Origin of the sequence: Nisaea denitrificans DSM 18348, from assembly GCF_000426505.1 — a bacterium.
Taxonomy (GTDB): Bacteria; Pseudomonadota; Alphaproteobacteria; order Thalassobaculales; family Thalassobaculaceae; genus Nisaea; species Nisaea denitrificans.
This window is the reverse complement of record NZ_AUFM01000011.1, coordinates 1,984,155-2,011,020: the sequence shown is the minus strand read 5'-3', so window position 1 is coordinate 2,011,020 and position 26,866 is coordinate 1,984,155. Positions and strand designations below refer to the sequence as shown.

Sequence of the window (26,866 nt, the reverse complement as noted above, 5' to 3'; positions counted from 1 at the left end):
GTGCGGTTCGAGGGCGTGGAGCTTGGCTATGGCGAGCTGAACAGCCGGGCGAATGCCCTGGCGCGGCGCCTGCTGCGGGCGGGCGTCGGCCGTGACGTGCGTGTCGGCGTTGCGCTGGAGCGGTCTGTTGATCTCGTTGTGTCGCTCTTGGCGGTGATGAAGGCGGGCGGTGCCTATGTTCCGCTCGATCCGGAACTGCCCGGTGATCGTCTCGGCTTCATGATCGGGGACGCGGCGGCGCCTGTGGTGATCACGCGGACAGGCTTGCTGGACGTGCTTCCGGTGCATGAGGGGCGGACGCTCTGCGTCGACGATGCCGGGCGCGGCAGCAGACGCGGAGCCGATGCGGGCAACCCTGATATCGAGCTCGGGCCGAACGACCTTGCCTATGTGATCTATACCTCGGGCTCGACGGGTCTGCCCAAGGGGGTGATGAACCACCATGCGGGGCTGGCGAACCGTATCCTCTGGATGCAGGAAGCCTTCGATATCGGTGACGGCGACCGGGTGCTGCAGAAGACGCCCTACACGTTCGACGTCTCTGTGTGGGAGTTCTTCTGGCCCTTGATGACGGGCGCCTGCCTCGTGGCGGCAAAGCCCGGCGGTCATAAGGACCCGGACTATCTGGCAAAGACGATGATCGAAGAGCGCATCAGCGTGCTGCACTTCGTGCCGTCGATGCTGCAAAGCTTCCTCGGCCATGGTGGCTCGGCAGCGACGCTCTCCGCGTGCACAGACCTGCGCTATGTGATGTGCAGCGGCGAGGCGCTGTCACCGGGGCTGGTGGACCGGTTCCACAGCCTGAAGCCGGAGCAAGCCGAGCTGCATAATCTCTACGGCCCGACGGAAGCGGCCATCGATGTGACGCACTGGAAGTGCGAGAGCCCGTCGGACGACCCGCTGCCGATCGGCACGGCAATCGCCAATACCAGCCTCTATGTTCTGGACAGCGCGCTTGAGCCTGTGCCTGTCGGCGTTGCGGGGGATCTCTGGATTGGCGGTGTTCAGGTCTCGCGCGGCTATCTCGGTCGCCCGGCATTGACCTCCGATACCTTCATCGCGGACCCGCATGCAGCCACACCCGGCGCCCGGATGTACCGGACGGGAGACATCGCCCGCAGACGGGCCGATGGCGCTCTGGTCTATCTTGGCCGGAGCGACTTCCAGGTGAAGCTGAGGGGCTTCCGGATCGAGCTTGGGGAGATCGAGTCCGTTCTGATGGGGCATGGCGCGATCCGTGAAGCGGCGGTGCTGCTGCGGGAAGACCGGCAAGGCGACCCGCGTCTGGTCGGGTATCTGGTTGCCGAGGGGAATATGGTGCCTACAGATCTTGGCCCATACCTGCGTGACAAGCTTCCGGAGCACATGGTGCCGTCGGACTGGGTGACGCTGGACGCTTTGCCGATCACGGCGAACGGGAAGCTGGACCGGAAGGCGCTTCCGGCGCCGGAGCTGACGGCGGCGGGCCTTGGCGGCGGGCCCAGAGGCCCGGAAGAGGAAGTGTGCTGCGCGGTTCTGGCGGGTGTGCTGGGGCGTGAGGAGGTCGGGGCGGAGGACAACTTCTTCGCCCTTGGCGGCCACTCGTTGCTGGCGGTGCAGGTTGTCGGGCGTCTCAGGAAGGCGCTCGGGGTTGAGCTGCCCGCGAATGCGGTCTTCGCCCATCCCACCGCACGCGCCCTCGCCAAACATGTAAGAGACGCTAAACGCATAGATGACATACCGCTGGTGAAGGTTGAGCGGGATCGGATCTTGCCATCCCTCGGCCAGGAACAGCTCTGGTTCCTTTCAAAGCTTGAAGGCGCGAATGCCTATAACGTGCCGGACGGTTTCGTCATCGATGGCGCGTTCGATCTGACAGCGCTTTCCGGCGCGCTCAGCGATGTCGTGGCCCGGCATGAGGCGATGCGCAGCCTGCTGGTGGAAGAAGACGGGCATCTGATCGTCAAAGTGCTGCCGCCGATGCCGGTCGAGGTGGCGTTGGAGCGTCTGGAGAGCGCGGACGAGGCCACGATCCGGAGGTGGTTTGAAAGCAAGGGACTGGAGTCTTTCGATCTCGCCCGGCACATTCCGGTAAGGGCTACCGTCGCCGCACTCCCGGACGGACGACACCTGCTGGCGCTTGTCATGCATCACAGCGCAACCGACGGGGGGTCCGCGCCGGTGGTCTATCGCGATCTTACCATGGCCTATCACGCCCGCTGCCGTGGCCGAAACCTCGCTTTGCCTCCGCTCGCTATCGAGTATTTCGATTGGGCCGCATGGCAGCGTGAACGGTTGTCCTCCTGCGATGCTCAGTCTGGTGTGGAGGCCGTTGTTAAACGGCTGACCGGCGCTCCGGACAGGATTGAGCTACCCGAAGATTACCAGCGCACGGATGCCCAGAGCTTCACCGGCGCCATGCTGCATCTGCCGGTACCGCTTGATCTTGCCAAGGCGCTTCGGGCACGGGCACGGGAAAAGCAGGCAACGCTGTTCATGATGTTGCTGGCGGGACTTGGCGTCACCCTGCAGCGGCTGTCCGGAGAGGCGGACATCGTTATAGGTGCGCCTGCCTCGGGCCGTGATCGCGGAGAGGTGCAGGATCTGGTTGGCTATTTCGTCAATACCATACCGCTGCGGCTGCGACTGGACGAAGCTGTCTCGCTGGATCAGGCGGTCGAGATTGCCCGCCATGAAGTGCTTGAAGGCTTCACCTATCAGGACCTGCCGATGGACCGGATCGTCCAGGCGCTCGGCCCAGACCGTGCTGCCGGTCGGACACCGCTTTTCCGTGTGATGCTGGTGCTGCAACCGGCGGACCGGATGGCCCTCGCACTCGATGGTGCGGCGGTGACGCCCGTGCATGTCGACGCGGTGAGTGCGCGTTACGATCTGACTTTTGCGTTCGATGAGCAGGGCGACGGTCTCGGGCTGGTGCTGCATTACGCTGCCGACCTTTTCAGTGCAGAAACGGCACGTCGGTTTGCCCGCTATTACGAGAAGGTTCTGCAGGATCTGGTCACGGAACCGGACAAGGATCTGAATGCCATATCGCTGCTGTCGTCCCGGTCAGGGGAACGTTCCGCTGAAGTGTCTGGCTCCGCCGTTGTCGATGCGCGCTGGGCGCCAGAGGGGACGGTTGTTTCTCGTTTCGCAGAGATGGTTTCCTCTCATGGGGATCTTGCGGCGCTTGAAGGGCCGGACGGCGCGGCATTGAGCTACAGCGCCCTGGACCGGCTGACGGATGAACTCGCGGTGGGCCTCGCCGCGCGGGGCGTTGGTCGGGGCACGCCGGTCGGTGTCAGCATGGCGCGCGGTGTGGAGCAGATCGCTGCCTTCCTGGCGGTGCTGAAGGCAGGCGGGGCCTATGTCCCGCTGGACCCGGAACAGCCGGGACCGCGTCTGGTGGGGATGGCAGAGGATGCCGATGTGTCACTGGTCGTCACCGATGGCGCCGTTCCTGACTGGCTGCCGGAAGGCATCGAGGCGATTGCCTGTGACGGACTAACTGTCGCGGGCGGTTCCGTCGCATGCCCGGCCATACTCGGCGCGGATGCGGCTTACATCATGTTCACCAGTGGTTCGACTGGGCGCCCGAAAGGCACTCGGGTCCCGCACCGTGCCGTGCTGCGTCTGGCGGTGGAGCCGGGCTTTGCCAGCTTCTGTCCGGGCAAGCGTGTGGCGCAGATCGCTACAACGGCCTTCGACGCGGCCACCTACGAGATCTGGTGCGCCCTGCTGAACGGGGCGACGACAGTCGTGGTTGGGCGCGAGGCAACCTATGAGGCCGAAGCATTGGCCGATGCTTTTGCCAATGCCAAAGTAACCTCGACCTTCCTGACAACGTCCGTCTTCAACCGTGCTGCAGTGGCGGAGGCGGATGCCTTCACCGTGTTCGAGGAAGTGCTTTTCGGCGGCGAGGCGGCGGATGCCGATGCGGTGTGCGCGGCGGTCAAGCGCTGGCCGGATGTGCGCTTCGTTAATTGTTATGGCCCGACGGAGACAACGACCTTTGCCTCCTACCACCCCTCGAATGACGAGCCGGACGGCACACGGATCATTCCCATTGGCACGCCTATCCGGGGCACGGCGCTGTATGTGCTGGACACCAATCTGGAGCCGGTGCCGCGGGGTGTGGCGGGGGAGCTCTATATCGGCGGCATGGGGCTTGCGGACGGCTATGTCGGTCGGCCGGGACAGACGGCGGAGGTGTTCCTGGCCGATCCGTTCTCGGATCAGCCGGGTGCCCGTATGTATCGCACCGGAGATCTGGTGCGGCGGCGTGCCGATGGAGCCGTTGAGTATCTCGGCCGGATCGACCGGCAAATCAAGCTGCGCGGGTTCCGGATCGAGCCTGGCGAGATCGAGGCAGCCCTCAGAGCTGTCTCCGGTGCGGATCAGGTCGTGGTTGATGTTCGTGAGATGGACGGCGACCGGGCGCTTTATGGCTGGGTTGTGCTGCCGCAGGGCGAAACCGCAGCACCGTCCGACTGGCGGGCTGCGCTGGCTGAGCAGCTCCCGGGCTGGATGGTGCCGCGCCGGATCGCGGTGCTGGACGGCCTGCCGCTGACACCGAACGGCAAGCTGGACCGGGGCGCGCTTGCCATCCCGGCCGGTGAGGACGTGACAGAAGAGGCGGGTCCGGTGACATATGTCACGGACACGGAGCGGGAACTGGCGGCACTGTGGTCGGACCTGCTCGGCGGCGGGTCGTTCCGGCCCGAAGACGGGTTCTTCGCGGTCGGTGGCCACTCGCTGCTCGGCGTCCGCCTGGTCGCACAGATCAGGCAGCGCTTCGGTGTCTCACTGCCGCTTCGATCTGTGTTCGAGCAGGCCAGTCTGGCAGCCATGGCTCGTGCTGTGGATGCATTACGCCCGGAAACGGGGGACAGCCGCGCGGCGGTTTCCGACGGGCCTATCACCCGCCGGGCCAGACGCTCCGGCAAGAGAGGTTTGGAACTGACATGAGCCCGGACGGCCTCGGCGACAGGCTGGACTTCATTCTCGAACCCGACCTGCCGCTTTCCACCATGCAGCTGGGAATTCTGGCCGAGCAATGGATGGCGCCGGAGAGCACCCGGTACAATGTCCCGGTGGCGTTTCGGGTCAGAGGCCAGGTCGATATCGATGCTATGCGCGCTGCATTGCGGTGGCTGGTCGACCGGCATGAAGTGCTGCGCACAGTTTATCGCGAGGGGCCGGATGGACCGGTGCAGGCGATTACCGAGGCGGCGCCGGACCTTTTTACACTTTCTTCTGTGAAAAATCCGTCCGGACTGGAGACGGCGGCACGCGCACTGGCCGGGCACATCTTCAACCTGAAGACAGATTTGCCCCTGCATCCCGTTCTGATTTCTGCCGGTCAGGATGCAACGGCGCTTGTGCTAGTATTCCATCATATCGCCGTCGATGGCTGGACCGTCCGGTTGCTGCTGGATGAGTTGGCCAGAGCCTACACTTCCTACAGCGCTGGCCGTGTGCCGGACCTGCCGGAACCCGAACTGCAGTATGCGGACTGGGGTGCCTGGCAGCAGGAACAGCTTGAAAAGCCGGAGATGGCGACGCTACGGACGGCCGCCATCGATCGACTGATGGCTACCGAGGATGGCCTCGGTCTGCCGCCGCGCCCCGGATTGATGCCTGAAGGTGAGGGCGATAACGGTGCCGAGATGGTGCCCTTCATGCTCGATGGCCCCACGGTTCTTCGAGCGGAAGAAGCGTCGCGCGCGGCCGGGGTCAGCCTCTATGCCCTGCTGGCGGGGGCTTATGCTCTCGTGATCGGCCGTCTGGCGGATCGTGACCGTCTTGCCCTGGGCACGCCGGTCGCTCTCCGCGACCGGAGCGAGCTGCACGGTACGGCCGGCTGTTTTGTGAACACGGTGACTGTTTCGGCTGATCTTTCGCCAGCCAAGAGTCGCACGGAATATCTTACCGGACTCAGACATGCGGTGGTCGATGCGCTGGATGCCCGGGAAATTCCATTCGAGCAGATCATGCGCGGCCTTGCCGAGAGCCGGAGCGAAGAGGTTCCGGCGGTGCGCTGTTTCTTTAATTTCGACGATGCGGGTTTTGCGCCGCCGGATCTACCGGGACTGACGCTCGAAATTCTCGACTGCGACCGAGGAACGGCAAAGTTCGACCTGATGATGTCCATGGTACGGGACGGGGCCGATATTCGCGCTGGCTTCGATTATGCGGTTGGTGTGCTGCCGCGTGCGGTTGCTCTTTCCCTGCCGGACAGGTTCCGCCGGGCGCTGGATTGGCTCTGTACCAGGAATGAACAAGCGCTGTCGGACTTCGCTCTGATCGATGAACCTGAAGCGGAGACGCTGAGGCTCCTTGGCTCCGGATCGGTCGTGCCGGTGTCGGGGGGGACTGTTGACGCTGCGGTCTTTACAGCGGCCGCCGCGGCGCCGGACGCATTGGCTGTCAGCGCGCCCGACGGCAATCTTACATTCTCCGAACTCATAGCCGCGGCTTCGACGCTGGCTGGCCAGCTTGCTGCATCCGGGGTCGGTCGCGGCGATCGGGTGCTTGTTCTGCTGCCGCGCTCTGCCGGATTGCCGGTGGCGATGCTTGGCATTATGCGGTCAACGGCAGCCTATGTGCCGGTTGAGGTCGGGCTGCCGGAACGCCGGTTGCGGGAGATTGTGGAAGATGCGGAGCCGTCGGCGATACTTTTCTCGCCTGGCTCCCGGCAGCTTGCCGAAGCGGTCGCATTGCCGGACATGGCGTTGTTCGAGGCGGACGGCGCTGCGTTCAGCAAAATCAAGGGTGATGGTGGTGCCAGGGCTCAGGAAGCGCCGCAGCCAGATGATCTTGCGTACATGATCTACACCTCGGGTTCTACCGGGCGACCGAAGGGTGTCATGGTGCCCCATCGTGGCGTCATCAATTATCTCTCCTGGGCGCGCGATGCGTTCGAGATCGAGGACGGCAATGGCACGGCGGTAGTTACCGCGACGGCCTTCGATGCCACGGTTCTGTCCTTCTGGCTGCCGCTTTTCGTCGGGAAGCCTGTCCATCTGATGCCTGAGGAAGGCGCGGTTGAGGCGCTTGCCGAAAAGCTGGCTGCGGGCGCCGATTATGGCTTCGTGAAAATGACTCCGGCTCATCTCGATCTGCTGGCGGACCTGAAACCGGTAGCGTCGCAGGCTACCGGCGCCCGCATGTTCGTGGTCGGCGGGGAGGCGCTGTCGACAGCTTCGACGGCGGCTTGGCGGAGCGATGCGCCGACGATCCGTTTGATCAATGAGTACGGCCCGACCGAGACGGTCGTGGGCTGCATCTTCCATGAGGTCAATGGTCAACGGGGTAAAGCGGAGCCGATTGGCAAGGCGATTTGGAACACCCGTGCCTATGTGCTGGACCGCGCACTTGAGCCGGTGCCCGAAGGCATGCCGGGCGAGCTTTATATCGGCGGTGCCGGGGTGGCCTGGGGGTATTGGCGGCGTCCGGGGCTGACGGCGGAGCGGTTCCTTGCGGACCCTTACGCGGCGGAGCCCGGCGCGCGGATGTACCGGACAGGAGACCTCGTCCACTGGCGCGAGGACGGTACGCTCGAATATCTCGGCCGCTCTGACGATCAGGTAAAGGTGCGGGGCTTCCGCATCGAGCCGGGCGAGGTGGAAGCGGCGCTGCGCTCCGTCGACGGTGTGCAGGGTGCAGCCGTGGTCGCGGTGGGGGATGGAAGCGACAAACGGCTGATCGGTTTTATCACGGGAACGGTAGAGGCGCGGGATTGCAAAGAGGCTGTCGCCGGATTGCTGCCGGGCCATATGGTGCCGGACCAGCTCCAAAGGCTGGACAGTCTTCCACTTAATCGGAGCGGGAAGATAAACCGCCGCGCACTTGCCCTGACGGAGCTGGAAACACCCGCGGAGAAATCACAGGGATTGGCCGCGCGCGGGAAGGTGGATCCGGAAAAACTCAACGCTCTGCTGGATATCTGGCGCACGGTCCTGAAATCCGAAAGCGCGGATGCGGAGACGGACTTTTTTACGGCTGGTGGAACGTCCCTGGCTGCAATCCGGCTTATCGCCCGGCTGAAGCGGGCATTTGGTGTCGGGCTTGCATTCGCGGATCTGGCATCGGCGCCGACGCCTGCGGCATTGGCATTGAAATTGTTCGGCGATGTGGCTGAGGATCCGGCTGCCGAGCCAGCACATCTGCTGGATGTTCTCGAGGTTGTGCGCACTGTGCTGAAGCGGCTCGAACTCGATGCCGGAGTGGATTTTTTTGCCGCGGGGGGAACGTCGCTTGCGGCGATCAGGATCGTCGCCCGGCTGAAAAGATCCCTCGGGATCGATGTTCCGAACGATATCGTGCATCGCGGTCGCACCGTCCGGGGTATGGCGGTACTGCTTGATGGAACGGGCGCATGCGCCGGGGACAGCGGACCGGTTCTCCGCTTGCCGGACGGCGAGATACCGACGGTGTCGCCCGCAGAGGCTCAGCTTTGGCTCGACCATCAGCTTGGCGGCGAGGCGAGCGTCTATGTCATGCAGGCCGCCATCCGGCTCTCAATGGACGATCCGGAGACGGCTCTTGCCAATGCTTTCGACCGGCTGGCTGACCGCCATCCGGCGCTGCGATCTGCCTATCCAGATACCGGAGCGGGGCCGGAGCTGCGTGTCGTAGCTAAAGCGCGGGCGACGATCAAGATTGTGGACGGGGGGAGCGACTTCGATACCGCCGTGCAGAGCGCGGCCCGGGCGGACGCGGAACGGGCTTTCGATATCGAGGCCGGTGAAACAGCGCGCCTGACATATGTTTCCGGCGGACCAGAGGCCGGTGTGCTGATCCTGTCGCTGCATCACATTATCTCCGATGGAACCACTTTGGGTGTGCTGCTAGGCGATCTGCTGGCGTTTCTGACCGGCAGTGAACCGGGGGCGAAGCCGAAGGCGGACTATCGCGCTTACGCGAAATGGCGCCATGAGCGGGTTGCCGAGACCGGGCAGGCTGAAACGGATTTCTGGGTCCGGAAACTCACCGCAGCGCCTGGTCCACTCGATCTGCCGGCGGACCGGCCGCGACGGCTCGATCATCAGCCGAATGGGGCCTCGGTGACATTGCGCATCGGCAAGGATCTGACGGCGCGGGCCGAAGAGATCGCCCGGTCCGAAGGCGGGACATTGCAGGGCATGCTTGTCGCGGCCTATGCGCTCTTTCTGCACCGCCTGACGGGTGCCGAGGACCTTGTGCTCGGCATTCCCGTCAGCGACAGGCCGGAGGGATTCGAGCACGTCGCGGGATTGTTCCTGAACACGCTTCCTCTGCGGCTCGGTTTTGACGGACCGAAAACGGGTGCTGGCCTGCTTGGGCAGGTGCGCGAGGGCATGGCTGAGCTTTTGAGCCACGTGGACCTGCCGCTGTCACGCATTGTCGAAGCGGTAAAACCGGAACGTCATCAGGGACGCACACCGCTGCTGCACAGCGTGCTGGACTGGCGCGAGGCGGCGACCGGCGACGGTCTGCCGGCGGAGTTATTCCCGTTGCCTGTGGCAACGGCGCCGTTTGACATTGCGGCTAGTCTCTCGAAAGAAGCCGGTGGCGCTATCGTCGGCGGTCTCATTTATGACAGCGCCCTGCTGGATGAAGCAACGGTGGCTGCGTGGAGCCGTTCTTTCTGTCTGTTGTTAGAAGGATTGGTCGAGGGACTGGAGCAGCCGGTCGGGGCCCTTGCGGCGGTGGCGACAGAGGATCGCGACCGGTCCATTCTGAAAGGCCCGGCACCGGAGCCGCTTCCGGATCTGGCGGCATTGCTTGAAGACACATTGGCAAAGCATGCCGCCTTGCCCGCACTTGAGTATGGCGGGGACGTAATCACCTACGGCGCATTGGCCGAGCAAGCGCTCTCCGATGGCGGCGATCCGGTCGCGATGATTGAGACGGATGATCCGGTGCGCCGGGTCATTGACGCTCTGGCGGCGCTGCGCGCGAGGCGCATTCTGGCCTTGATGGATCCCGCCCTGCCGGATGCCCGCAAGGCCCGGATGCGGGACATTCTGGAAGCGGTGCCTGATGGAACTGATGGCGCCTATGTTCAATTCACCAGTGGCTCTACCGGCACACCGAAAGCGGCATTGCTTGGCCGGAAGGGGCTGGCGAACCTGATCCTGACCATTGGCCGGGACCTCTCAATTCAGCCGGGCAGCCGGGTGCTGCAGCTGGCGGCGCCTGCGTTCGATGCCTGGGTCTGGGAAGTGTTCATCACGCTGGGCTCCGGCGGTACGCTCGTGCTTGCGGACCGGGAGGACCTGCAGGCGGGACAGCCCCTTGCAGTCACTCTGCGGGATCGCCGTATCAGCCACGCGACGATCACACCGTCGGCGTTGTCGGCGCTTGGCTCCGCGGACTTCCCTGACCTGAAGACTGTGGTCGCGGCCGGTGAGCCGCTGCCCGGTGCGCTTGCCGATCTCTGGTCTCCGGGGCGCCGACTGTTCAATGCATACGGTCCCTGCGAGACGACAATCTGCGCCACGCATGGCCTCTGTGACACCGGGCACATCCCTGATATCGGTATGCCGATTATCGGTCTTTCGGTAACGATTGCAGACAAATACGGCCTGCCTGCAGTACCGGGCTCGGTCGGCGAAATCCTGATCAGCGGCCTTGGCGTTGGTCTTGGCTATATCGGGGATGCTGAACGCTCCGAAGAGCGCTTTGTCGAAGGTCCTAGTGGCGAGCGCTGCTACCGCACGGGAGATTTCGGCCGGGTCAACAGCGATGGCCGCATCCAGTTTGTCGGCCGGGATGACCGCCAGGTGAAAATCCGGGGCGTGCGTATCGAGCTTGATGAGGTTGAGCATGCACTGCGCGCCGTGCAGGGGGTGGAGCAGGCAGCGGTGATCACGGCGCCCGATGCCGATGGCCGCCCGGCGCTGGCTGCCTGGATCACCGGCCCGGCCGACAATGCTGCGGGATCGGTGCGGGAGACCTTGACCGGGCGTTTGCCTGAAACCATGCTGCCCGCTTATCTCACCGTGCTCGGCGCCATGCCGATGACGGCGACGGGCAAGATCGACCGGAACGCGTTGAGCCTGCCAAAGGCCGGGGGCGCGGAGATCGGGGGAGAGCCCCGGACGGAACTGGAAGCGCAGATACTCGATGTTTTCCGCGACGTTCTCTCGCTGCCAAACCGCCCCGGACGGGAGCAGAATTTCTTCACGCTTGGTGGCCATTCTCTTCTCGCGGTGCGCCTGGCGGCTCGTTTGGGTGACCAGATCGGTCGCCGCCTGCCTTTGCCGCAGGTTTTTGCGAATCCAACAGCGGCGGGGCTCGCTCGCCTCATCGAAGCGGGGGCGGGGCCTGATGAAAAATGTATGCTCCGGACGCTCCGCGAGGGGCCGCAGCCAGCCGGGTTCCTGATCCATCCAGTCGACGGCTCGGGGCAGGTCTACAACCTGATCGCCGGTGAATGGCAACAGGACCGCCGCCTTGTCGCTGTCGAGCAGGGGCGCGGGTTCGATGCCTTGGCGGAGCAGGCGGATGCCTATGCGATGGCTATTGCCGGGGCCGCCAGTGACACTGAGCCTGTCCATCTGGCGGGTTGGTCACTCGGCGCCGTGCTTGCGGCGGCAATCGCGGAAAGGTTGCGTGGGCGTGGCCGGGATGTGAGGCTGGTGCTGATCGATGCAGCCGCTCCGGGGCATGAGACTGACGGGGCGGAGATCGACGCGGCCGATATAGCCGCTGCCGCCGCCGAAGCCGGTGCGGATGAGGGAACTGTCGCCCGGGCGCGTGATAATGTCCGCATTGCCGGGGCGTATCGTTTTGCATCCACCGCTGGTGCGGTGGCCCTGATACGGGCTGCGGGCACCGAACGGGGCACGATGGATGATGCGATGGGCTGGTCGTCAATATTTAACCAGGTGACCGTCGAAACGGTCGAAGGAACGCATCGGACTTTGTTGCGGGAAGGCAATCTCGTGGCATTGGCACAACTGATAGAACGACTTTGGCACGAACAAGGGAGCAAGGGGCATGGCTGAGATCGACGGGTCCGTTCGGCGACTGTTCGACGGTGAGGATTTTGCCGTCATTGTCGAGGCGAATGGCGGAAGCGGCGGCGCAGCATCGTGGGTGTCCAATAATCTATCCGCTGTCGAGGCGCTGGCGCGGGAGCACCCCGTTGTCGTCCTGCGCGGCATCGGGATTTCTGGTGAGAAGGATTTCCCAGGCGTCCGGGACCTGCTTGTCGGGCGGCCGGCGAATTATGTCTACCGTTCAACCCCGCGTACAGAAGTGCTCGAAGGCATCATGACGGCGACCGAATATCCGGCGACGGAAGAAATCCTGATGCATTGCGAGAATGCCTATCAGCGGGATTGGCCGCTGCGGCTCGTGTTCTGCTGCATCAAGCCTGCCGAGACTGGCGGGCAGACCCCTGTCGCGGATGTGCGTGCCGTGACGCGCGCCCTCGGCGATGACGTGCTTGACGAGGTCGAGCGCCGGGGTGTGCGCTATGTCCGGAATTATCACGAAGGCTTCGATCTTGACTGGAAAACGGTATTCCAGACCGAAGATCGAGGTGAGGTCGAGGCGTTCTGCCAGGCCAACGATATTGATTTCGAATGGACCCCGGAAGGACATCTCCGGACCGCACAGACCTGCCAGGGAACGGCGCGTCATCCAGTTACGGGGGAGCGGCTCTGGTTCAATCAGGCACAGCTCTTCCATCCGTCTGCGCTCGGTGAGGACGTGCTGGAAGACCTGATCGATATTTTTGGCGAGGATGGCCTGCCGCGCGATGCGCGCTATGGAGACGGCGCACCGATCGAGCCGGAAATCCTCCGCCGGGTACGCGATGCGTTCCAGACGCAGGCTCGCCAGTTCGACTGGCAGGCGGGTGATGTGATGATTGTCGACAACATGCTGGCCTCCCATGCCAGGCGGCCCTTTACCGGATCGCGCCGGGTTCTGGTCAGCATGGGGCGGATGAATTCCGAGTTGGGTGATGTAGCAGGAGCGGCAGAATAGCCGCGTAGAGGAGACCGCATCATGCGTATCGCGCTCGTTAACATGCCTTTTTCGTCACTGCAGATCCCGTCGATCGCTCTGCATCAGCTGGAAACTGTCATCGCGGAGAAATTCTCTGGGGCGGAAACCAGCGTTCATTATCTGAACCACGATTTCGGCGGACTTGTCGGCCCGGATCTTTACGCATGGATCTCGGAAAGCCTCGCCGGGCACACCTGCGGGTTTGGCGAATGGCTGTTCCGTCATGCCGCTTTCCCAGAGCATGGCGACAATACCGAAGCCTATTTCGCCCGCTACCTGCACCATTTCGGCGAAGCGCAGGTTGAGCGTTATCACCGCGAGCTCGCCCCGGTCCGGTCCGATCTGCCGAGCATCATCGACCGGATGATCGAGCAGCATGGTTTGGCCGACGCGGATATCGTCGGGGTGACCTCGATGTTCTTCCAGAACATGCCGAGCTTCGCGCTGGCTCGCCGCCTGAAGGAGATCGGATCAAAGGCGGCCGTGATCATGGGGGGCGCGAATTGTGAAGGCACGATGGGCATCGAGATCGTGAATAACGTGCCCTGGATCGACTATGTGTTTTCAGGCCATGCCCTGGTCAATTTCCCGAAATTCCTCACCGCCGCCGAGGCCGGCGATACGGCTGCGATGTCGAAGCTGGACGGGATATTCAGCAAGACGAACAGTCATTCGATTGCGGCGATGGACCCGGCAGTCCGGCCGAAACGGCCAAGCGATGCGCGGGCGGAAGACCAGCTTGACGGGGTTGCCGTCAACGGCCCGGAACGGTCTCTCAACAGCGACGTGCCGCTGGATTACGAGGTCTATCTGGAGTCCTACGAGCGTCATTTCGGCGATCACCGCAAGGACGAGGTGGAGCTGCTGTTCGAGACGTCCCGTGGCTGCTGGTGGGGCGAGAAGGCGCATTGCACCTTCTGCGGTCTCAACGGCGCGACGATGAAGTTCCGCGAGATGGGTGTAGAGCTGGCCCGCAAGACCATTCAGGAAATGGTGGACAAGTATTCGGACCGGGTCACCCGGTTCGCCAGCGTCGATAACATCATCCCGAAATCCTATACCGAGCAGCTGCTGCCGGACCTGAAGGTGCCGGACCATGTCACCCTGTTCTACGAGGTGAAAGCGGACCTCTCCCGCGAGCAGCTAGACACGCTGGCCAAAGCGCGGGTGGTCGAGGTGCAGCCGGGTGTGGAATCCATTGCGACGGAGACCCTGAAACTGATGCGCAAGGGCACCACGGCCTTCAACAATATCCGCTTCTTGTCGGATTGCGCGGCGGCCGGAGTGAAGCCGGTCTGGAATCTCTTGGTCGGCTTCCCGGGGGAGTCTGCGGAGACCTTCGAGATGTACCGGGAGAACTTGCCCCGGCTGACGCATCTGCCGCCGCCTTCCGGCGTTTTTCCCGTTCGCTTCGACCGGTTCAGCCCGTATTTCACGCAAGCGGACAGTTTCGGGCTTGACCTGGAGCCGCTGGATTATCACGAGCTGAATTATCCGTTCGAAGAGGATGTGGTCTGGAACATGGCCTACTACTTCCGCGACCGGAATATCGATGCGCCTTATCAGGTCGATCTGGCTGAGCATCTTGCTCATCTGCGTGACGCGGTGGCGCGTTGGAGAACCCGCTGGGAATCTGCCGCCGGTGCACCCCGGCTCCGTCTGGTTCAGGACGATTATGGCTGGCTGGTCGAGGATCAGAGGGCTGGCCACAAGGTCGAGCATGAATTGGACGATCCGGATGTCGCACTGTTGCGCGCTCTGGAAACGCCGCAGGCCATCGGCAAGGTCCGGGAGAATAATGCGGACAGTCTCGCTTATCTGCAGGAGCTTGGGCTGCTGTTCGAGGAGCGCGGCCGGATCATGTCTCTGGTCATGGAAGGCACGCGTCACGATCTTGATACCGGACTGCATAGTTTCGCCGGTTCCAAGGGTCGGGCGGAGAATGCGGCCCTTGGTCTGACGTTCTGATTGGTATCTAGCTTGGATAAGAAATAAGGCCGCTGCGATGCTGCAGCGGCCTTATTTTTATTCAGTGGCGGCAGACGTCACTTTTTCTTCTGCATTTCTTCAGAAAGCGACTCGCGCATCGCGTCTGTATCGACGTTGGAGAGATCGCCTCCGGCTTCGAAGTGATCGATGAAGAGGTTGCCGATGGTGCGGGTGGCAAGGTTCGAGAGACCGGCCATGCCGAGAAATCCGACTCCGAGGCCAATGCCAGGCATGGACTTGAAGACCGTGCTGACGACCCCGGCTGTCACCGCCCAGGGCGCAACGCCGCCGACGATGGAGCCGAGAATGGACCGGACCCAAGATTTTGAGAATGGCACGCCGTAGAGCTTGGACAGGGCCGCGATCATTGAAATCTGTGTTCCGGTGATCCCGGCGACATCGGCGATCGGCACTGGGAGAACGCCGAATGCGGAAGACCAGACGGCGTATCTGGACACGATCTCCTTCGCCTGCTGACGAAGGACGGACGCGTTGGCTACGGCGGCATCGGTCGCCGCGATTTCTGTATCTACAGTCATGACTTCACCTGCTTTTGCTGTTTCAGGGGACGAAGATTTTGCAGCCTTTGCAGGCTGCTTTGCGGTGGTTTTGGGCTTTGTGGCAGTGGCTACCGCGGTTCGTTTCGGAGCAGCCGTGCGCTTGGCTGCCGTGCTGCGGGCTGCCGGCTTTGCACTTGACGCGGCGGCGGTCCTCTTCGTCGATGACGAAGCGGCTCTCTTCGCTGCCGGTTTGGTGGTTGTCGGCTTTGCCGCCGGTCTGGATGCCGCCTTGGCCGGCGTTCCTGCTGCCGTGCCGGGACGTTCCGTGCGCTGCAATTCGGGGAGTTTCTTGCTCATACCGGCTCGCTCGCCTTTCTTGCTTTCTTGCGTCGGGCCACCATCAGATTGCCTATCTCGGTCGCGTATTCCGCGATCTCCCGTGCGGCTGCGCCCCGCGGCTGATAGTAACTCGGTGTGGTCCCTGCCAGTGCGGCTTCACCATATGCCACTCTGGCGCTCAGTTCCACTTCCATGGGTTGTGCATTTGCGGCTTCCATCTGGGCCCGCATGTGTCGGGCGATGACGCTACCCTTCGTTGTTTGGCTCAGCAGGAAGCGCACAGATGCTGACGTGAGGTCAGCAATATGTTCAGCGGTGTCGATGGCGACCTGATAATCGATCGGTGACGGGCGCATCGGAATGATCAGAAGGTCCGCCCGGCGGATTGCGGCATCGGTCGCTTCGGACTGGAAGCCCGGCGTGTCGATGATTATGTGGTCTAGGCCGCTCTTCAGCAATCGGTCGATCCCGGCATCGACACTGTCGGGGCCTGCCGTGATGGCGGGCATATCTGCAAGATCGGCGCCCGCCGCAATCCAGCGCACAAGCGTGCCAGCGGGGTCGGCATCGATCAGCCCAACCTTCTTTCCGGATTTATGCCAGTACGCGCCAAGGCACATCGCGGACGTGCTTTTCCCGCTGCCGCCCTTCATGGTAACAAACGAGACGATTTTTGCTGGCACGCGGACTCCTTTGGGACCGATTGTGTTCCCGGGAGAATCTGATCTAAAACATAACAGTTGCAGAAGTTTAACAGGCAGAGTGGTGGCTTGCTAAGTTAATTTTTATAGCACGTTTTCCGTGGAGATCCCTTTGAAGCAAAGGTCATGAGTTCGAACCGCTCACTCTCACCGGTATGGCCGTTTCCTGCACTGGACATCTCGCTCGCCCTTGTCGAGCGATCATTCGATCCAGCCGCCAGAATTGAAGCTGCCTCGGGTGCTTCCGGGATCGCCTTGCCGGAGGATTTTTCGGAGGCAGTTCTGTCCCGTCAGACGGCTTTTCTGGCCGGTAGGCTTTGCGCTGGTGATGCCTTGGGACATGCGGGAGCTGCGGAGCGGCATGTTTCTCGTGACCGCGCTGGCCTGCCGGTCTGGCCGGTGGGGTTTCATGGCTCGATCACGCATTCCGAGGCGCTGGCCGGTGCCGTCGTGGCCAATGCGGACAGCTGTCGCGGGATTGGCCTCGACTTCGAAAACATCGGAACCCCGGATGTTGCGGCCGAGATAGCGGAGCTTGTTCTGACGGACCGGGACCGCCGGACAATCTCAGATATTGAGGCGCCAGACATCGCCACTGCGACAATCCTCGTCTTCTCGCTAAAGGAGAGCCTGTACAAGGCGATCTACCCGATGCTCGGTGACGATGCGGGATTTGAAGATGCGGAGCTCACCCGAGCGGCAGATGGGCGGGCAGTACTGCGTCTTCGGCGCAAACTTGGTCTTACTTTGCCCGAAGGGCATGAGCTGGTCGGCGTTTACAATGTTTCCGCCGATCTTGTCCGAACACTGGTGCTGCTGGACTAGGCTCTGCAGCCTAACCGGTCAGCTTGGCTGTCAGTTTGTCCAGCATGACGAGGCACTGGTCGATCTGGTCGAGGGCGATGAATTCGTCCGGCTTGTGGGCTTGTTCGATGGAGCCGGGGCCGCAGACGACGGTGGAGATGCCGAGTTTCTGGAACAGGCCGGCTTCGGTTCCGAACGCCACCAGGTCCGCGCCGTTTGCGCCGGTCAGCTCGGCGACGATTTTCAGGGCCTCGCTTTCCGGAACCGGCTCCAGCCCGTCAACCTCGCCAATGATCTCGGTGCTGATATCCGCATCCTTCGAGATCGCGCGCATGGCTGGCAGCAAGTCGTCCTTCACGTAGGCGGCGATTTCCCGCTTCACGAAATCCGCGTCTCCGTTCTGCACCGGCCGCATTTCCCAGTCGAGATGGGCCAGGCCGGGAATGACGTTATGCGCGACGCCGCCGGACAGACGGCCGATCTGCAGGCTCGTCCAGGGCGGATCGAAGCGGGAGCCTTCCGGCGACCGGCGCTTCAGAACTTCGCGCAGTTCCATCAGCCTTGTGACGTAGCGTACGGCATATTCCACCGCATTGACGCCGAGATCCGGCTGCGAGCCATGCCCCTCCAGACCGCTGAAGGTCACGGTATATTCGCAGCAGCCCTTGTGCCCCTCGATGATCCGCATCTCCGTCGGCTCACCGATGATGCACACGGCGGGTTTGAATGGCAGCAGGGCGAGTTCGTGCATCAGCGCCTGGGCACCGAGGCAGCCGACTTCCTCATCATAGGTAAAGGCGAAATGCACCGGGCGTTTCAACTCGCACCTCGCATAATGCGGTGCCATCGCCAGCGCCGCCGCGATGAAGCCTTTCATGTCGCAGGTGCCGCGCCCATAGGCCTTGCCCTCGGCGATCCGCATGCCGAACGGATCGCTCGACCAGACCTGATCCGTCACCGGGACCACATCGCTGTGGCCGGACAGGACGATGCCGCCATCCACCTCCGGGCCGATAGTTGCGAAGATATTGGCCTTTGTCCCTCCAGGGTCCCGGAACGTGTGCACGCTGGCGCCAAGCTTCCCGAGATACTCCGCCACATAGTCGATCAGCGCCAGATTGCTGTCGGCGGAGACGGTTGGAAAGCCGATCAGGTCGGACAGAATCTCGAGCGTGGTATCGCGGGTCGGGTGCATGATCGGCCCTTCAAGCCTTCACGAACAGCTTGCGTTCGACGTTCGCCAGGCACTCCGCTGGGCCATCTTCGGTGATGCGCAGGGTCTCGGTGATCTCCAGCCCCCAGTCATCCATCCAGAGTGCGGGCATGAAGTGGAATGTCATGTTCGGCTGCAGAACGGTGTTATCGCTCGGCCGGATGGACATGGTGCGCTCGCCCCAGTCCGGCGGATAGCTGAGCCCGATCGGATAGCCGCAACGACCCTCGCGTTTGACCCCGTGCTTTTCCAGCACGGCATAGAAGGCGCGGGCGATGTCTCCCGCGGTGTTGCCGGCGCGGGCTGCCTCGATGCCGTCCGTGATGCCCTCGAGCACAACTTCCTCGGCCCGCAGCATGTCGATCGGCGGGGTGCCGAGATGGATCGTCCGGCAGAGCGGTGCGTGATAGTGACGGTAGCAGCCGGCGATTTCGAAGAAGGTGGCCTGTTCCGGCTCCAGCTCCGTGTCGTCCCAGGTCAGGTGCGCCGCGCTGGCATCCTTGCCGGTCGGCAGCAGCGGCACGATGGCCGGGTAGTCGCCGCCGAAGCTGCCCTCTTCATCCTCTCCGCCCATCAGGCCGGTGCGGTAAATCTCCGCCACCAGCTCGTTCTTGCGCAAGCCCGGGCGCATCAGCTCGTAAATGGCGGCATGCATCTTCTCGACGATATGGGCCGCCCGGCGCATGTATTTCAGCTCGGTCGCGGATTTGACACCGCGCTGCCAGTTCACCAGTCCGGTGGCATCCTCGATGGTGCCTTCATGGTTCTTCGACAGCACGCTGTGGGCCCGGGCGGAGTAGTAGTAGTTCTCCATCTCCACGCCGAGGGTCAGGTTGTTCCAGCCTCTTTCGGCAATCGCTGTGCCGAGGTCTTCCATCGCATGGCAGTCGGCCGCCATGACGTAATCGTCGGAATAGCCGCGGATATTATCCACCGACATGTAGCAGGTCCGCATGGCGCCCTTGGCGTCCATTCCCCGGCCCCAGAAGACCGGCTCGCCCTCGGGACCGACGATCACGCCCTGATGGACATAGAAGGACCAGCCGTCATAGCCGGTCAGCCAGGCCATGTTGGACGGATCGGAAATGAACAGCACCTCAATCCCGGCTTTCTCCATCGCCGTCCGGACCTTGACCAGCCGCTCGATGTATTCTTCGCGGGAAAACGGGAGTTTGACGTCGGGCATGAGGCGAAGTCCACTGAGCGGGTTGAAGAATTCGGCAGGTCCGGCGATTGAGCATCAACATCCGCTGTTTGACAATCGCCGTGACATGTGGCCGATGCTGAAAAGAAAAAAGATCAATTACTTGTCCTCTTTCGAAGGAAATTTGTCTGTGAGCGATTGGCGCCGGGAATTATCGCTGGAGAACGTGACGGCGGCCCGGGCGGCCATTGCGGGGATAGCGGTGGAGACGCCGTTGGTGCCGTCGCCCTTTCTTTCCTCGATGGCTGGCATGGAAGTGCTGCTCAAGCTGGAGATCGCGCAGCCGATTGGTGCCTTCAAGATCCGGGGCGCAGCGAACGCCATCTCTGTCCTGCCGGGCGACTGTCCTGGCGTGACCTGTTGCTCTACGGGCAATCACGGGCGCGGGGTCGCTTATGCGGCGCGCGCGCGCGGTCTGCGCGCAATTATCTGCATGTCCGAACTGGTCCCTGACGCCAAGGTTGAAGGCATTCGCGCGCTTGGTGCGGAGGTCAGGATTGTTGGCCGGTCTCAGGACGAGGCGGCGGAAGAAAGCAGGCGCCTCGTCGCGCAGGAAGGTCTGGCTGAAATCCCGCCCTTTGACGATCCGCTGGTGATTGCGGGACAGGGCACCATCGGGCTTGAGCTGCTGGACAGTCGCCCGGATCTGGAGACCCTGCTGATTCCGCTTTCAGGCGGTGGCCTTGCCGCCGGGATCGCGCTGGCGGCGAAGGCGCGCAAGCCGGGCATTCGGGTAATCGGGATTTCCATGGACCGGGGCGCGGCGATGTATGAGTCGCTGCAAGCGGGCCGGAATGTCGCGGTGGAGGAGGTGCCGAGTCTGGCGGATTCCCTCGGCGGCGGCCTTGGCGCCGACAACCGGCTGACCCTGCCGCTGTGCCGGGCGCTGATCGACGACACTGTGCTGGTCACCGAAGCGGAGATCTACCGGGCCATGCAGTGCCATTATTACGAAGACCGGATGGTCTGCGAAGGCGGCTCGGCCGTCGGTGCGGCGGCCCTGCTGGCGGGCAAACTGCCGGATCTGGAAGGTCCTGTGGCGACCATCATCACCGGACGCAATCTCGATATGAATATGCATGCGGATATCATGGCCGGGCGTACCATCCGCCTTGGTGATCTCACGCTCGAAGGAAAGCCCTATCATGCCTGATATCCGCATTCTCACCGAAGTCGACCTGCGCGCCCTGGCGACACTCGATCTGGAAGTTGTCGATGTGGTCGAGAGCGCCTTCCGGGCTCTGGCCTCGGGCGCGGTCATCATGCCGCCGATCCTGTCCATGGATATTCCGGCGGCGAATGGCGAGGTCGATGTGAAGACCGCCTATATTCCGGGCTTCGACGGTTTCGCCATCAAGGTCAGCCCGGGGTTCTTCGACAATCCGAAGCTCGGCCTGCCGAGCCTGAACGGGCTGATGATCCTGTTTTCGGCGAAGACAGGGCTGGTGGACGCGATGCTGCTCGATAACGGGTATCTGACGGACATACGCACCGCCGCTGCCGGCGCCGTCGCCGCCCGGCATCTGGCGCCCAAGGTACACACAGCCGGGGTGATCGGCACCGGGGTGCAGGCCCGCCTGCAGATCGAGGCGGCACATCTGGTCCGGCCGTTCAGACGGGTGCTGGTCTGGGGGCGTGACCCGGCACATGCGAAGAGTTGCGCCGCCGATCTGGCGGAAAAGCTCGGTATTGAAGCCCGTGTCGAAACTGATCCCGCCCGGCTTGTCGCCGAAAGCCAGCTCGTCGTCACCACCACACCGGCGCGCGCGCCGGTCCTGCAGGCGGATTGGCTGCATCCGGGGCTGCATATCACCGCCATGGGATCGGACCAGCCGGGCAAGGTGGAGATCGATCCGAAGGTGTTCCGCCGGGTGGATGCCTATGTGCCGGACCGGCTCAGCCAGTGCCGGATTCAGGGCGAGCTGCGGGCTGCCATCGAGGCCGGTATGGTCGATGCCGACAAGGCGTTCCCGGAGCTGGGCGATGTCGTCGCCGGGCAGGCGCCCGGCCGCAAGTCGGCCTCGGATATCACTTTCGCGGACCTGACGGGCACCGGCGCGCAGGACACGGCAATCGCCACCCACGTGGTTTCCCTGGCCGTTCAGGCCGGGGCCGGCAGCCGGATCGCTTCCTGATCATGGCGCTGAAGCTCGATGCCCGGGATGTGAAGATCCTCGCCATTCTGCAGCAGGAAGGACGGATCTCGAAATCCGATCTGGCGCGGCGGGTGAACCTGTCCAACACGCCATGCTGGGAGCGGCTGCAGCGTCTGGAAGCGGCGGGCATTGTGCGTGGTTACGGGGCGCGGATCGCACTGGAGTTGTTCGCGGAACATGTCACGGTCTTCGTGACGGCAGAGCTTGAAAACCACCGGAATGAGGATTTCGTCCGGTTTGAGGAAGCGGTCGGGCGCGAGCCGGAGATCATCGGATGCTGGGCGCTTGGCGGCGGGCTCGATTATCTCTTCCAGGTCGTGACCCGAAACGTCACCAGCTACCAGAGCCTGATAGACCGGATGCTGGAAAGCGAGGCGGGACTGAAGCGCTATTACAGCTACATCGTCACCAAGGAAGTGAAGGCGGGCGGCGCGATCCCGGTGGAGTTGTTCGCCGGCACCTGATCCGGCAGAAAAATCACCCGGCTCAATGTGTCTCAACCGAAAAACTCTCTGTCATGGGAGAGGAGTTCAGTCAGATCTTCGCCGGTTCCGGCACTAGGCTCTCCGGTGAACAGCCTTGGGCCGTCCGGCCCGCGCCGCAGCGATAAGGAATCATGATGCTTACCAACGACCAGCTCGCTCAGTGGGACCGGGAGAATTTCTTCCATCCCTCGACCCATCTTGCCCAGCATGCGCGCGGGGAAACCCCGACGCGGGTGATCACCGGCGGCTCCGGCGTCTATATCGAGGACCGGGACGGCAAGAAGATGCTGGACGGGTTCGCCGGCCTCTATTGCGTCAATGTCGGCTATGGCCGTCCGGAAATCGCCGAGGCTATCGCTGCGCAGGCGAAAGAGCTGGCCTACTATCATTCCTATGTCGGGCACGGCACCGAAGCCTCGATCACGCTGTCCAAGATGGTGCTCGACCGGGCGCCGTCGAACATGTCGAAGGTCTATTTCGGTCTTGGCGGCTCGGACGCGAACGAAACCAACGTGAAGCTGGTCTGGTACTACAACAACGTGCTCGGCCGGCCGGAAAAGAAGAAGATCATCTCGCGCTGGCGCGGCTATCACGGCTCCGGGCTGGTGACCGGATCGCTGACCGGGCTTGAGCTGTTCCACAAGAAGTTCGACCTGCCGCTGTCGCAGGTCATCCACACCGATGCCCCGTATTATTTCCGCCGCCCGGACCTTGCCCAGAGCGAAGCGGATTTCACCGCCCATTGCGCCTCCGAGCTGGAAGCGTTGATCGAGCGTGAAGGCGCTGACACCATCGCCGCCTTCATCGGCGAGCCTGTGCTCGGCACCGGCGGCATCGTTCCGCCGCCGGCCGGTTACTGGGCCGCGATCCAGGCCGTCCTGAAGAAGCATGACATCCTGCTGATCGCTGACGAGGTGGTGACCGGCTTCGGACGGCTCGGCTCGATGATGGGCTCCGACCATTACGGTATCGAGGCGGATATCATCACCATCGCCAAGGGGCTGACCTCGGCCTATGCGCCGCTGTCCGGCTCGATCATTTCGGACAGGGTCTGGAAGGTGTTGGAGCAGGGCACGGACGAGCTTGGCCCAATCGGCCATGGCTGGACCTATTCGGCGCACCCGATCGGGGCCGCCGCCGGTGTCGCGAACCTGGATCTGATCGACCGGCTCGGCCTGGTCGGCAATGCGAAGGAGATGGGTGCCTATTTCAACAAGGCCCTAGCCGATGCCCTCGGCTCCCACGCCCATGTCGGCGATGTCCGGGGCGAGGGGCTGCTGGCCGCCGTCGAGTTCGTCGAGGACAAGGAGAAACGGACCTTCTTCGACCCGTCTCGCAAGATCGGCCCGGCCATGGCGGCGGCATTGCTGGAGCAGGGCGTGATCGCCCGGGCCATGCCGCAGGGCGATATCCTCGGCTTCGCGCCGCCGCTCTGCCTGACCCGGGAAGAGGCTGACATCATCGTCGGCGCCACGGTCAAGGCGGTGGAGAAAGTGTTCGGCGCTGCCTGATGATATGATTCCGGCCGGGTACTCTGCAGGCTGCATGCAGGGTGCCCGGCTCTGGCTACTTCCTGGCGGTTGCCGCGCGTTTCTCCGCTCTGACGGTGTAAAGCGAGGTGGCGATGATGATGATGGCTCCGATCGTCGTCTCGAGATCGGGAATCTCGGCAAATACGGCGAAACCAATGATCGTCGCGAAAACCAGGCGGATGTAATCCATCGGAGCCACGGCAGAGGCTTCCCCCTCCTTGAAACCATGGATGTTGGACAATTGTCCGCAGACCGAGAACAGGCCGATCAGTCCCATGATCATCCATTCGTGGAGGCTTGGCGTGACCCAGAAGTAAATGGCTGGTGGCACCATAAGGAAGCCGACCATGATGGCTTGGTAGCTGAGGATGGTTACCGGGCGGTCGAACTGGGAAACTTTGCGGATGATGACCATGACGGCAGCGGCCGCGGCAGCCGCGACAACGGCCAGAACGGAATAGATATTCAGCCCGCCCGGGCCGGGCTGAACCATTACCAGCACACCGGCAAAGCCAATCAGGACCGCGAACCAGCGCCGGGGTCCGGCGACTTCCGACAGTACGACCATGGCGAAAATAGTGACGAACAGGCTCTTGGCAAAACCGAGGGCGGTGGCTTCCGCCAGGGGCAGGTGAACCACAGCGGTAAAGCCGCAGGTCATGGCGATCAGGGCCAGGACAACGCGGGTCAGATGCAGTCCCAGATGGCGGGTTTTCAGAATATCCGGGAAGCCGGAGACCAAGACTGGCATCACCGTGCAGGTCATCACGATTTGCCGGAACAGCAGGATTTGCACGACCGGGATTGTATCGCCGATTGATTTGATCAGCGCGACCATGACGGTAAAGAAGAGTGCGGCGATGGCGACCCATATGGCGCCGCGTGCGTTGCCGGGCAGCGCTCTGAAGGGGCCTGTGATCGGTTTTCCCAGCACCGCGAGGTAAGTTGCGGACTTACTGAAAATGGTCGGTGCGGACTCCGGGTGCTGCGGTTCTTGCGGAGTCTTGTCGTCGGGTTCGGTGACCACGGCTGCGGGTCCTTCGGCGGCTGCGCGGGACTGGCGGGCCGCGATTACAATATATCTGCTGGATGCAAGCTGAATGGACAGCAATCTTCGCAGAAAGCGCCGTCGGCTGTCTACGCCCGGTCCTCGGCACAGGTGTCGTGCTTTTGGTTACGGATAAGAGAGGCGCTGGTATCCGCATTAATTACAGGCAATATGTTTGTCGTCGTGAGCTGGCTCCGCAGGAAGCGGCAAGGTGAACGACCTCATGCCGCTGCAGATTTTCTCGGTTCGATGGAGAAAGTTTGGCGATGTCCCTGGGAATGTTAAGGTGTTCAAGCCAATGAAGATCCTCGTTATCAATCCGAACACAACTGATTCCATGACGGACAAGATCCGCGAGACCGCGCGTGCCGTCGCCGCGCCGGGTACGGAGATTGTTGCGGTCAATCCACTGGATGGGCCTGTCAGCATCGAGGGGCACTATGACGAGGCCTATTGCTTGCCCGGTCTGCTGGACGAGGCGCGAAAGGGCGCGGCGGATGGCGCCGACGCCTTGGTCATCGCCTGTTTCGACGATCCGGGTCTCGAAGCCTGTCGCGAGCTGCTCGATATTCCGGTGATTGGCATTTGCGAGGCGGCGATGGCGGCGGCCTCCATGGTCGGGCACGGCTTTTCCGTTGTCACGACGCTGCCGCGCGCGGTGCCGATCATCGAGGCGCTGGCGTTCAAATACGGTTTCGAGCGGCAGTGCCGCCGGGTCCGTTCCGCCGAGATTCCGGTGCTGGCGCTGGAAGAGGAAGGCGGCGGTGCTGCAGCCAAGGTGCGAGAGGAAGTGATCGCCGCTATCGAGCAGGACCATGCGGAAGCTGTCCTGCTGGGCTGTGCCGGGATGACGGATCTGGCCGAGGCGCTGACGAAAGAGACCGGAGTGCCGGTGATCGACGGTGTGGCGGCGGCAGTGAAATTCTCTGAAGCATTGGTCGGGCTTGGCCTGAAGACATGCAAGCGTCTGGCCTATGACAGCCCGAGGCCGAAGACTTATGGCGGAGCCTTTGCGGCCGCCGCCCCAAAAGCTGAATGATGGAGGCCTGAGAGATGGAGCAGGATTATACAATCCGCACAATGACGGGAGCTGAGGTCGAGGAGGCGGTCGGCTGGGCTGCTGCCGAGGGCTGGAACCCGGGCGCCAGCGATGCGGGCTGTTTCACATCGGTAGACCCGGAAGGTTTTATCGGCGGCTTTATCGATGGCCGCATGATAGCCTCGATCTCGGTAATAAATTACGATGCAGGCTTCTCCTTTCTCGGCTTCTACATCGTGCACCCGGATTTTCGCGGCAAGGGCTATGGCTTCACACTCTGGAAGGCCGGAATGGCTCATGCGGGAGAGCGAATTGTCGGGCTCGACGGGGTTGTGGCGGAGCAGGAAAACTACAAACGCTCCGGCTTTGATTTCGCTTACCGGAACATTCGCTTTGGTGGTGTGCCGAAAGCGCTGGTCGTTGAGGATATGGCGTTCCTGAAGCCGCTCACCGTGCCTTCCGATGAACTGCTTGCCTATGACCGGAAGCTGTTCCCGGCGCCGCGCGAACGTTTTCTGGAGGCCTGGATCTCTGCGCCGGGACATACCGGGTTCGCAGCGATGCGGGAGGGTGTGCTCGTGGGCTACGCCGTGGTCCGGCCGTGCCGCGCAGGCGCGAAGATTGGACCGCTCTTTGCCGATGATCCGGCGGTTGCGCGTCAGCTTGCGAAAGCAGCCATAGACACGGCGGGAGATGGCGAGGTTTTCCTTGATACGCCGGAGCCGAATGGGGAAGCCGTCGCGCTTGCCCGCGCGCTGGGTCTGGAGCCGGTATTCGAGACGGCCCGAATGTACCGCGGGGCCGCGCCCGGCGTCGATCTAGAGCGGGTTTATGGCGTCACCACCTTCGAGCTTGGTTAGGACAAGTCCGGG

The 26,866-nt window shown here is 62.9% G+C and carries 16 protein-coding genes; 11 read left to right on the top strand and 5 right to left on the bottom strand.

Annotated features, from left to right (window positions below):
- From K328_RS23455 to K328_RS23440, 4 genes are all read left to right on the top strand, one after another.
- On the top strand, positions 1 to 4,947 hold a 4,947-nt coding region (locus K328_RS23455), incomplete at its 5' end, for a non-ribosomal peptide synthetase (RefSeq protein WP_156901223.1).
- Positions 4,944 to 11,975, top strand: coding sequence for a non-ribosomal peptide synthetase (locus K328_RS23450; RefSeq protein ID WP_036553315.1), 7,032 nt, complete (start codon positions 4,944 to 4,946; stop codon positions 11,973 to 11,975). The genes K328_RS23455 and K328_RS23450, both read left to right, overlap by 4 nt.
- Complete coding sequence (locus K328_RS23445; protein WP_051284723.1) at positions 11,968 to 12,963, top strand: TauD/TfdA family dioxygenase; 996 nt, start codon at positions 11,968 to 11,970, stop codon at positions 12,961 to 12,963. Before K328_RS23450 ends, K328_RS23445 begins: the two co-directional genes overlap by 8 nt.
- A 21-nt stretch (positions 12,964 to 12,984) precedes the next feature.
- A complete protein-coding gene (locus tag K328_RS23440) occupies positions 12,985 to 14,952 on the top strand; it encodes a RiPP maturation radical SAM C-methyltransferase (protein ID WP_051284722.1) in 1,968 nt (655 codons plus the stop codon).
- 77 nt (positions 14,953 to 15,029) lie between these two features.
- Here the strand turns inward: K328_RS23440 and K328_RS26860 are convergent, their stop codons facing one another.
- Both K328_RS26860 and K328_RS0110360 read right to left on the bottom strand, forming a co-directional pair.
- Complete coding sequence (locus K328_RS26860) at positions 15,030 to 15,512, bottom strand: YcjF family protein (protein ID WP_169721196.1); 483 nt, start codon at positions 15,510 to 15,512, stop codon at positions 15,030 to 15,032.
- Positions 15,513 to 15,826: 314 nt separating this feature from the next.
- The gene (locus tag K328_RS0110360) at positions 15,827 to 16,495 is read right to left on the bottom strand and encodes a ParA family protein (protein WP_156901222.1); all 669 of its coding nucleotides are present in this window, start codon (positions 16,493 to 16,495) and stop codon (positions 15,827 to 15,829) included.
- 144 nt (positions 16,496 to 16,639) lie between these two features.
- On the opposite strand from K328_RS0110360, the gene K328_RS23430 reads away from it, so the two are divergent.
- Complete coding sequence (locus K328_RS23430) at positions 16,640 to 17,338, top strand: 4'-phosphopantetheinyl transferase family protein (protein WP_051284720.1); 699 nt, start codon at positions 16,640 to 16,642, stop codon at positions 17,336 to 17,338.
- 10 nt (positions 17,339 to 17,348) lie between these two features.
- On the opposite strand, the gene argE is transcribed toward K328_RS23430, so the two are convergent.
- Together argE and K328_RS0110345 are read right to left on the bottom strand one after the other, a co-directional pair.
- Positions 17,349 to 18,512, bottom strand: coding sequence for an acetylornithine deacetylase (argE, locus tag K328_RS0110350; protein WP_028465922.1), 1,164 nt, complete (start codon positions 18,510 to 18,512; stop codon positions 17,349 to 17,351).
- 10 nt (positions 18,513 to 18,522) lie between these two features.
- On the bottom strand, positions 18,523 to 19,716 hold the full coding sequence (locus K328_RS0110345) for a M24 family metallopeptidase (RefSeq protein WP_028465921.1): 1,194 nt from the start codon (positions 19,714 to 19,716) through the stop codon (positions 18,523 to 18,525).
- A 148-nt stretch (positions 19,717 to 19,864) separates the two neighbouring features.
- On the opposite strand from K328_RS0110345, the gene eutB reads away from it, so the two are divergent.
- From eutB to K328_RS0110325, 4 genes are all read left to right on the top strand, one after another.
- Positions 19,865 to 20,887, top strand: a complete 1,023-nt coding sequence (gene eutB, locus K328_RS0110340; RefSeq protein WP_036553759.1) for a hydroxyectoine utilization dehydratase EutB — start codon at positions 19,865 to 19,867, stop codon at positions 20,885 to 20,887.
- Positions 20,880 to 21,869 carry a cyclodeaminase gene (locus K328_RS0110335; protein WP_028465919.1) on the top strand — a complete coding sequence of 330 codons (990 nt, stop codon included), beginning with the start codon at positions 20,880 to 20,882 and terminating at the stop codon, positions 21,867 to 21,869. The genes eutB and K328_RS0110335 overlap by 8 nt, the downstream gene beginning before the upstream one ends.
- Positions 21,870 to 21,871: 2 nt before the next feature.
- Complete coding sequence (locus tag K328_RS0110330) at positions 21,872 to 22,354, top strand: Lrp/AsnC family transcriptional regulator (protein ID WP_036553312.1); 483 nt, start codon at positions 21,872 to 21,874, stop codon at positions 22,352 to 22,354.
- Positions 22,355 to 22,506: 152 nt separating this feature from the next.
- Positions 22,507 to 23,886, top strand: a complete 1,380-nt coding sequence (locus tag K328_RS0110325) for an aspartate aminotransferase family protein (RefSeq protein ID WP_205620613.1) — start codon at positions 22,507 to 22,509, stop codon at positions 23,884 to 23,886.
- 55 nt (positions 23,887 to 23,941) lie between these two features.
- Here the strand turns inward: K328_RS0110325 and K328_RS23425 are convergent, their stop codons facing one another.
- A complete protein-coding gene (locus K328_RS23425) occupies positions 23,942 to 24,934 on the bottom strand; it encodes a DMT family transporter (protein WP_205620612.1) in 993 nt (330 codons plus the stop codon).
- A gap of 319 nt (positions 24,935 to 25,253) precedes the next feature.
- On the opposite strand from K328_RS23425, the gene K328_RS0110315 reads away from it, so the two are divergent.
- Positions 25,254 to 25,994, top strand: a complete 741-nt coding sequence (locus K328_RS0110315) for an aspartate/glutamate racemase family protein (RefSeq protein WP_028465916.1) — start codon at positions 25,254 to 25,256, stop codon at positions 25,992 to 25,994.
- Positions 25,995 to 26,008: 14 nt separating this feature from the next.
- The gene (locus K328_RS0110310) at positions 26,009 to 26,854 is read left to right on the top strand and encodes a GNAT family N-acetyltransferase (RefSeq protein WP_028465915.1); all 846 of its coding nucleotides are present in this window, start codon (positions 26,009 to 26,011) and stop codon (positions 26,852 to 26,854) included.
- Positions 26,855 to 26,866: the final 12 nt, after the last annotated feature.

Bases quoted from the DNA above. Each gene is read 5' to 3' on its own strand.
- K328_RS23450 (WP_036553315.1), top strand. From the start codon at position 4,944: ATGAGCCCGGACGGCCTCGGCGACAGGCTGGACTTCATTCTCGAACCC.
- K328_RS23445 (WP_051284723.1), top strand. From the start codon at position 11,968: ATGGCTGAGATCGACGGGTCCGTTCGGCGACTGTTCGACGGTGAGGAT.
- K328_RS23440 (WP_051284722.1), top strand. From the start codon at position 12,985: ATGCGTATCGCGCTCGTTAACATGCCTTTTTCGTCACTGCAGATCCCG.
- K328_RS26860 (WP_169721196.1), bottom strand. From the start codon at position 15,512: ATGACTGTAGATACAGAAATCGCGGCGACCGATGCCGCCGTAGCCAAC.
- K328_RS23430 (WP_051284720.1), top strand. From the start codon at position 16,640: ATGAGTTCGAACCGCTCACTCTCACCGGTATGGCCGTTTCCTGCACTG.
- argE (WP_028465922.1), bottom strand. From the start codon at position 18,512: ATGCACCCGACCCGCGATACCACGCTCGAGATTCTGTCCGACCTGATC.
- K328_RS0110345 (WP_028465921.1), bottom strand. From the start codon at position 19,716: ATGCCCGACGTCAAACTCCCGTTTTCCCGCGAAGAATACATCGAGCGG.
- K328_RS0110335 (WP_028465919.1), top strand. From the start codon at position 20,880: ATGCCTGATATCCGCATTCTCACCGAAGTCGACCTGCGCGCCCTGGCG.
- K328_RS0110330 (WP_036553312.1), top strand. From the start codon at position 21,872: ATGGCGCTGAAGCTCGATGCCCGGGATGTGAAGATCCTCGCCATTCTG.
- K328_RS0110325 (WP_205620613.1), top strand. From the start codon at position 22,507: ATGATGCTTACCAACGACCAGCTCGCTCAGTGGGACCGGGAGAATTTC.
- K328_RS0110315 (WP_028465916.1), top strand. From the start codon at position 25,254: ATGAAGATCCTCGTTATCAATCCGAACACAACTGATTCCATGACGGAC.
- K328_RS0110310 (WP_028465915.1), top strand. From the start codon at position 26,009: ATGGAGCAGGATTATACAATCCGCACAATGACGGGAGCTGAGGTCGAG.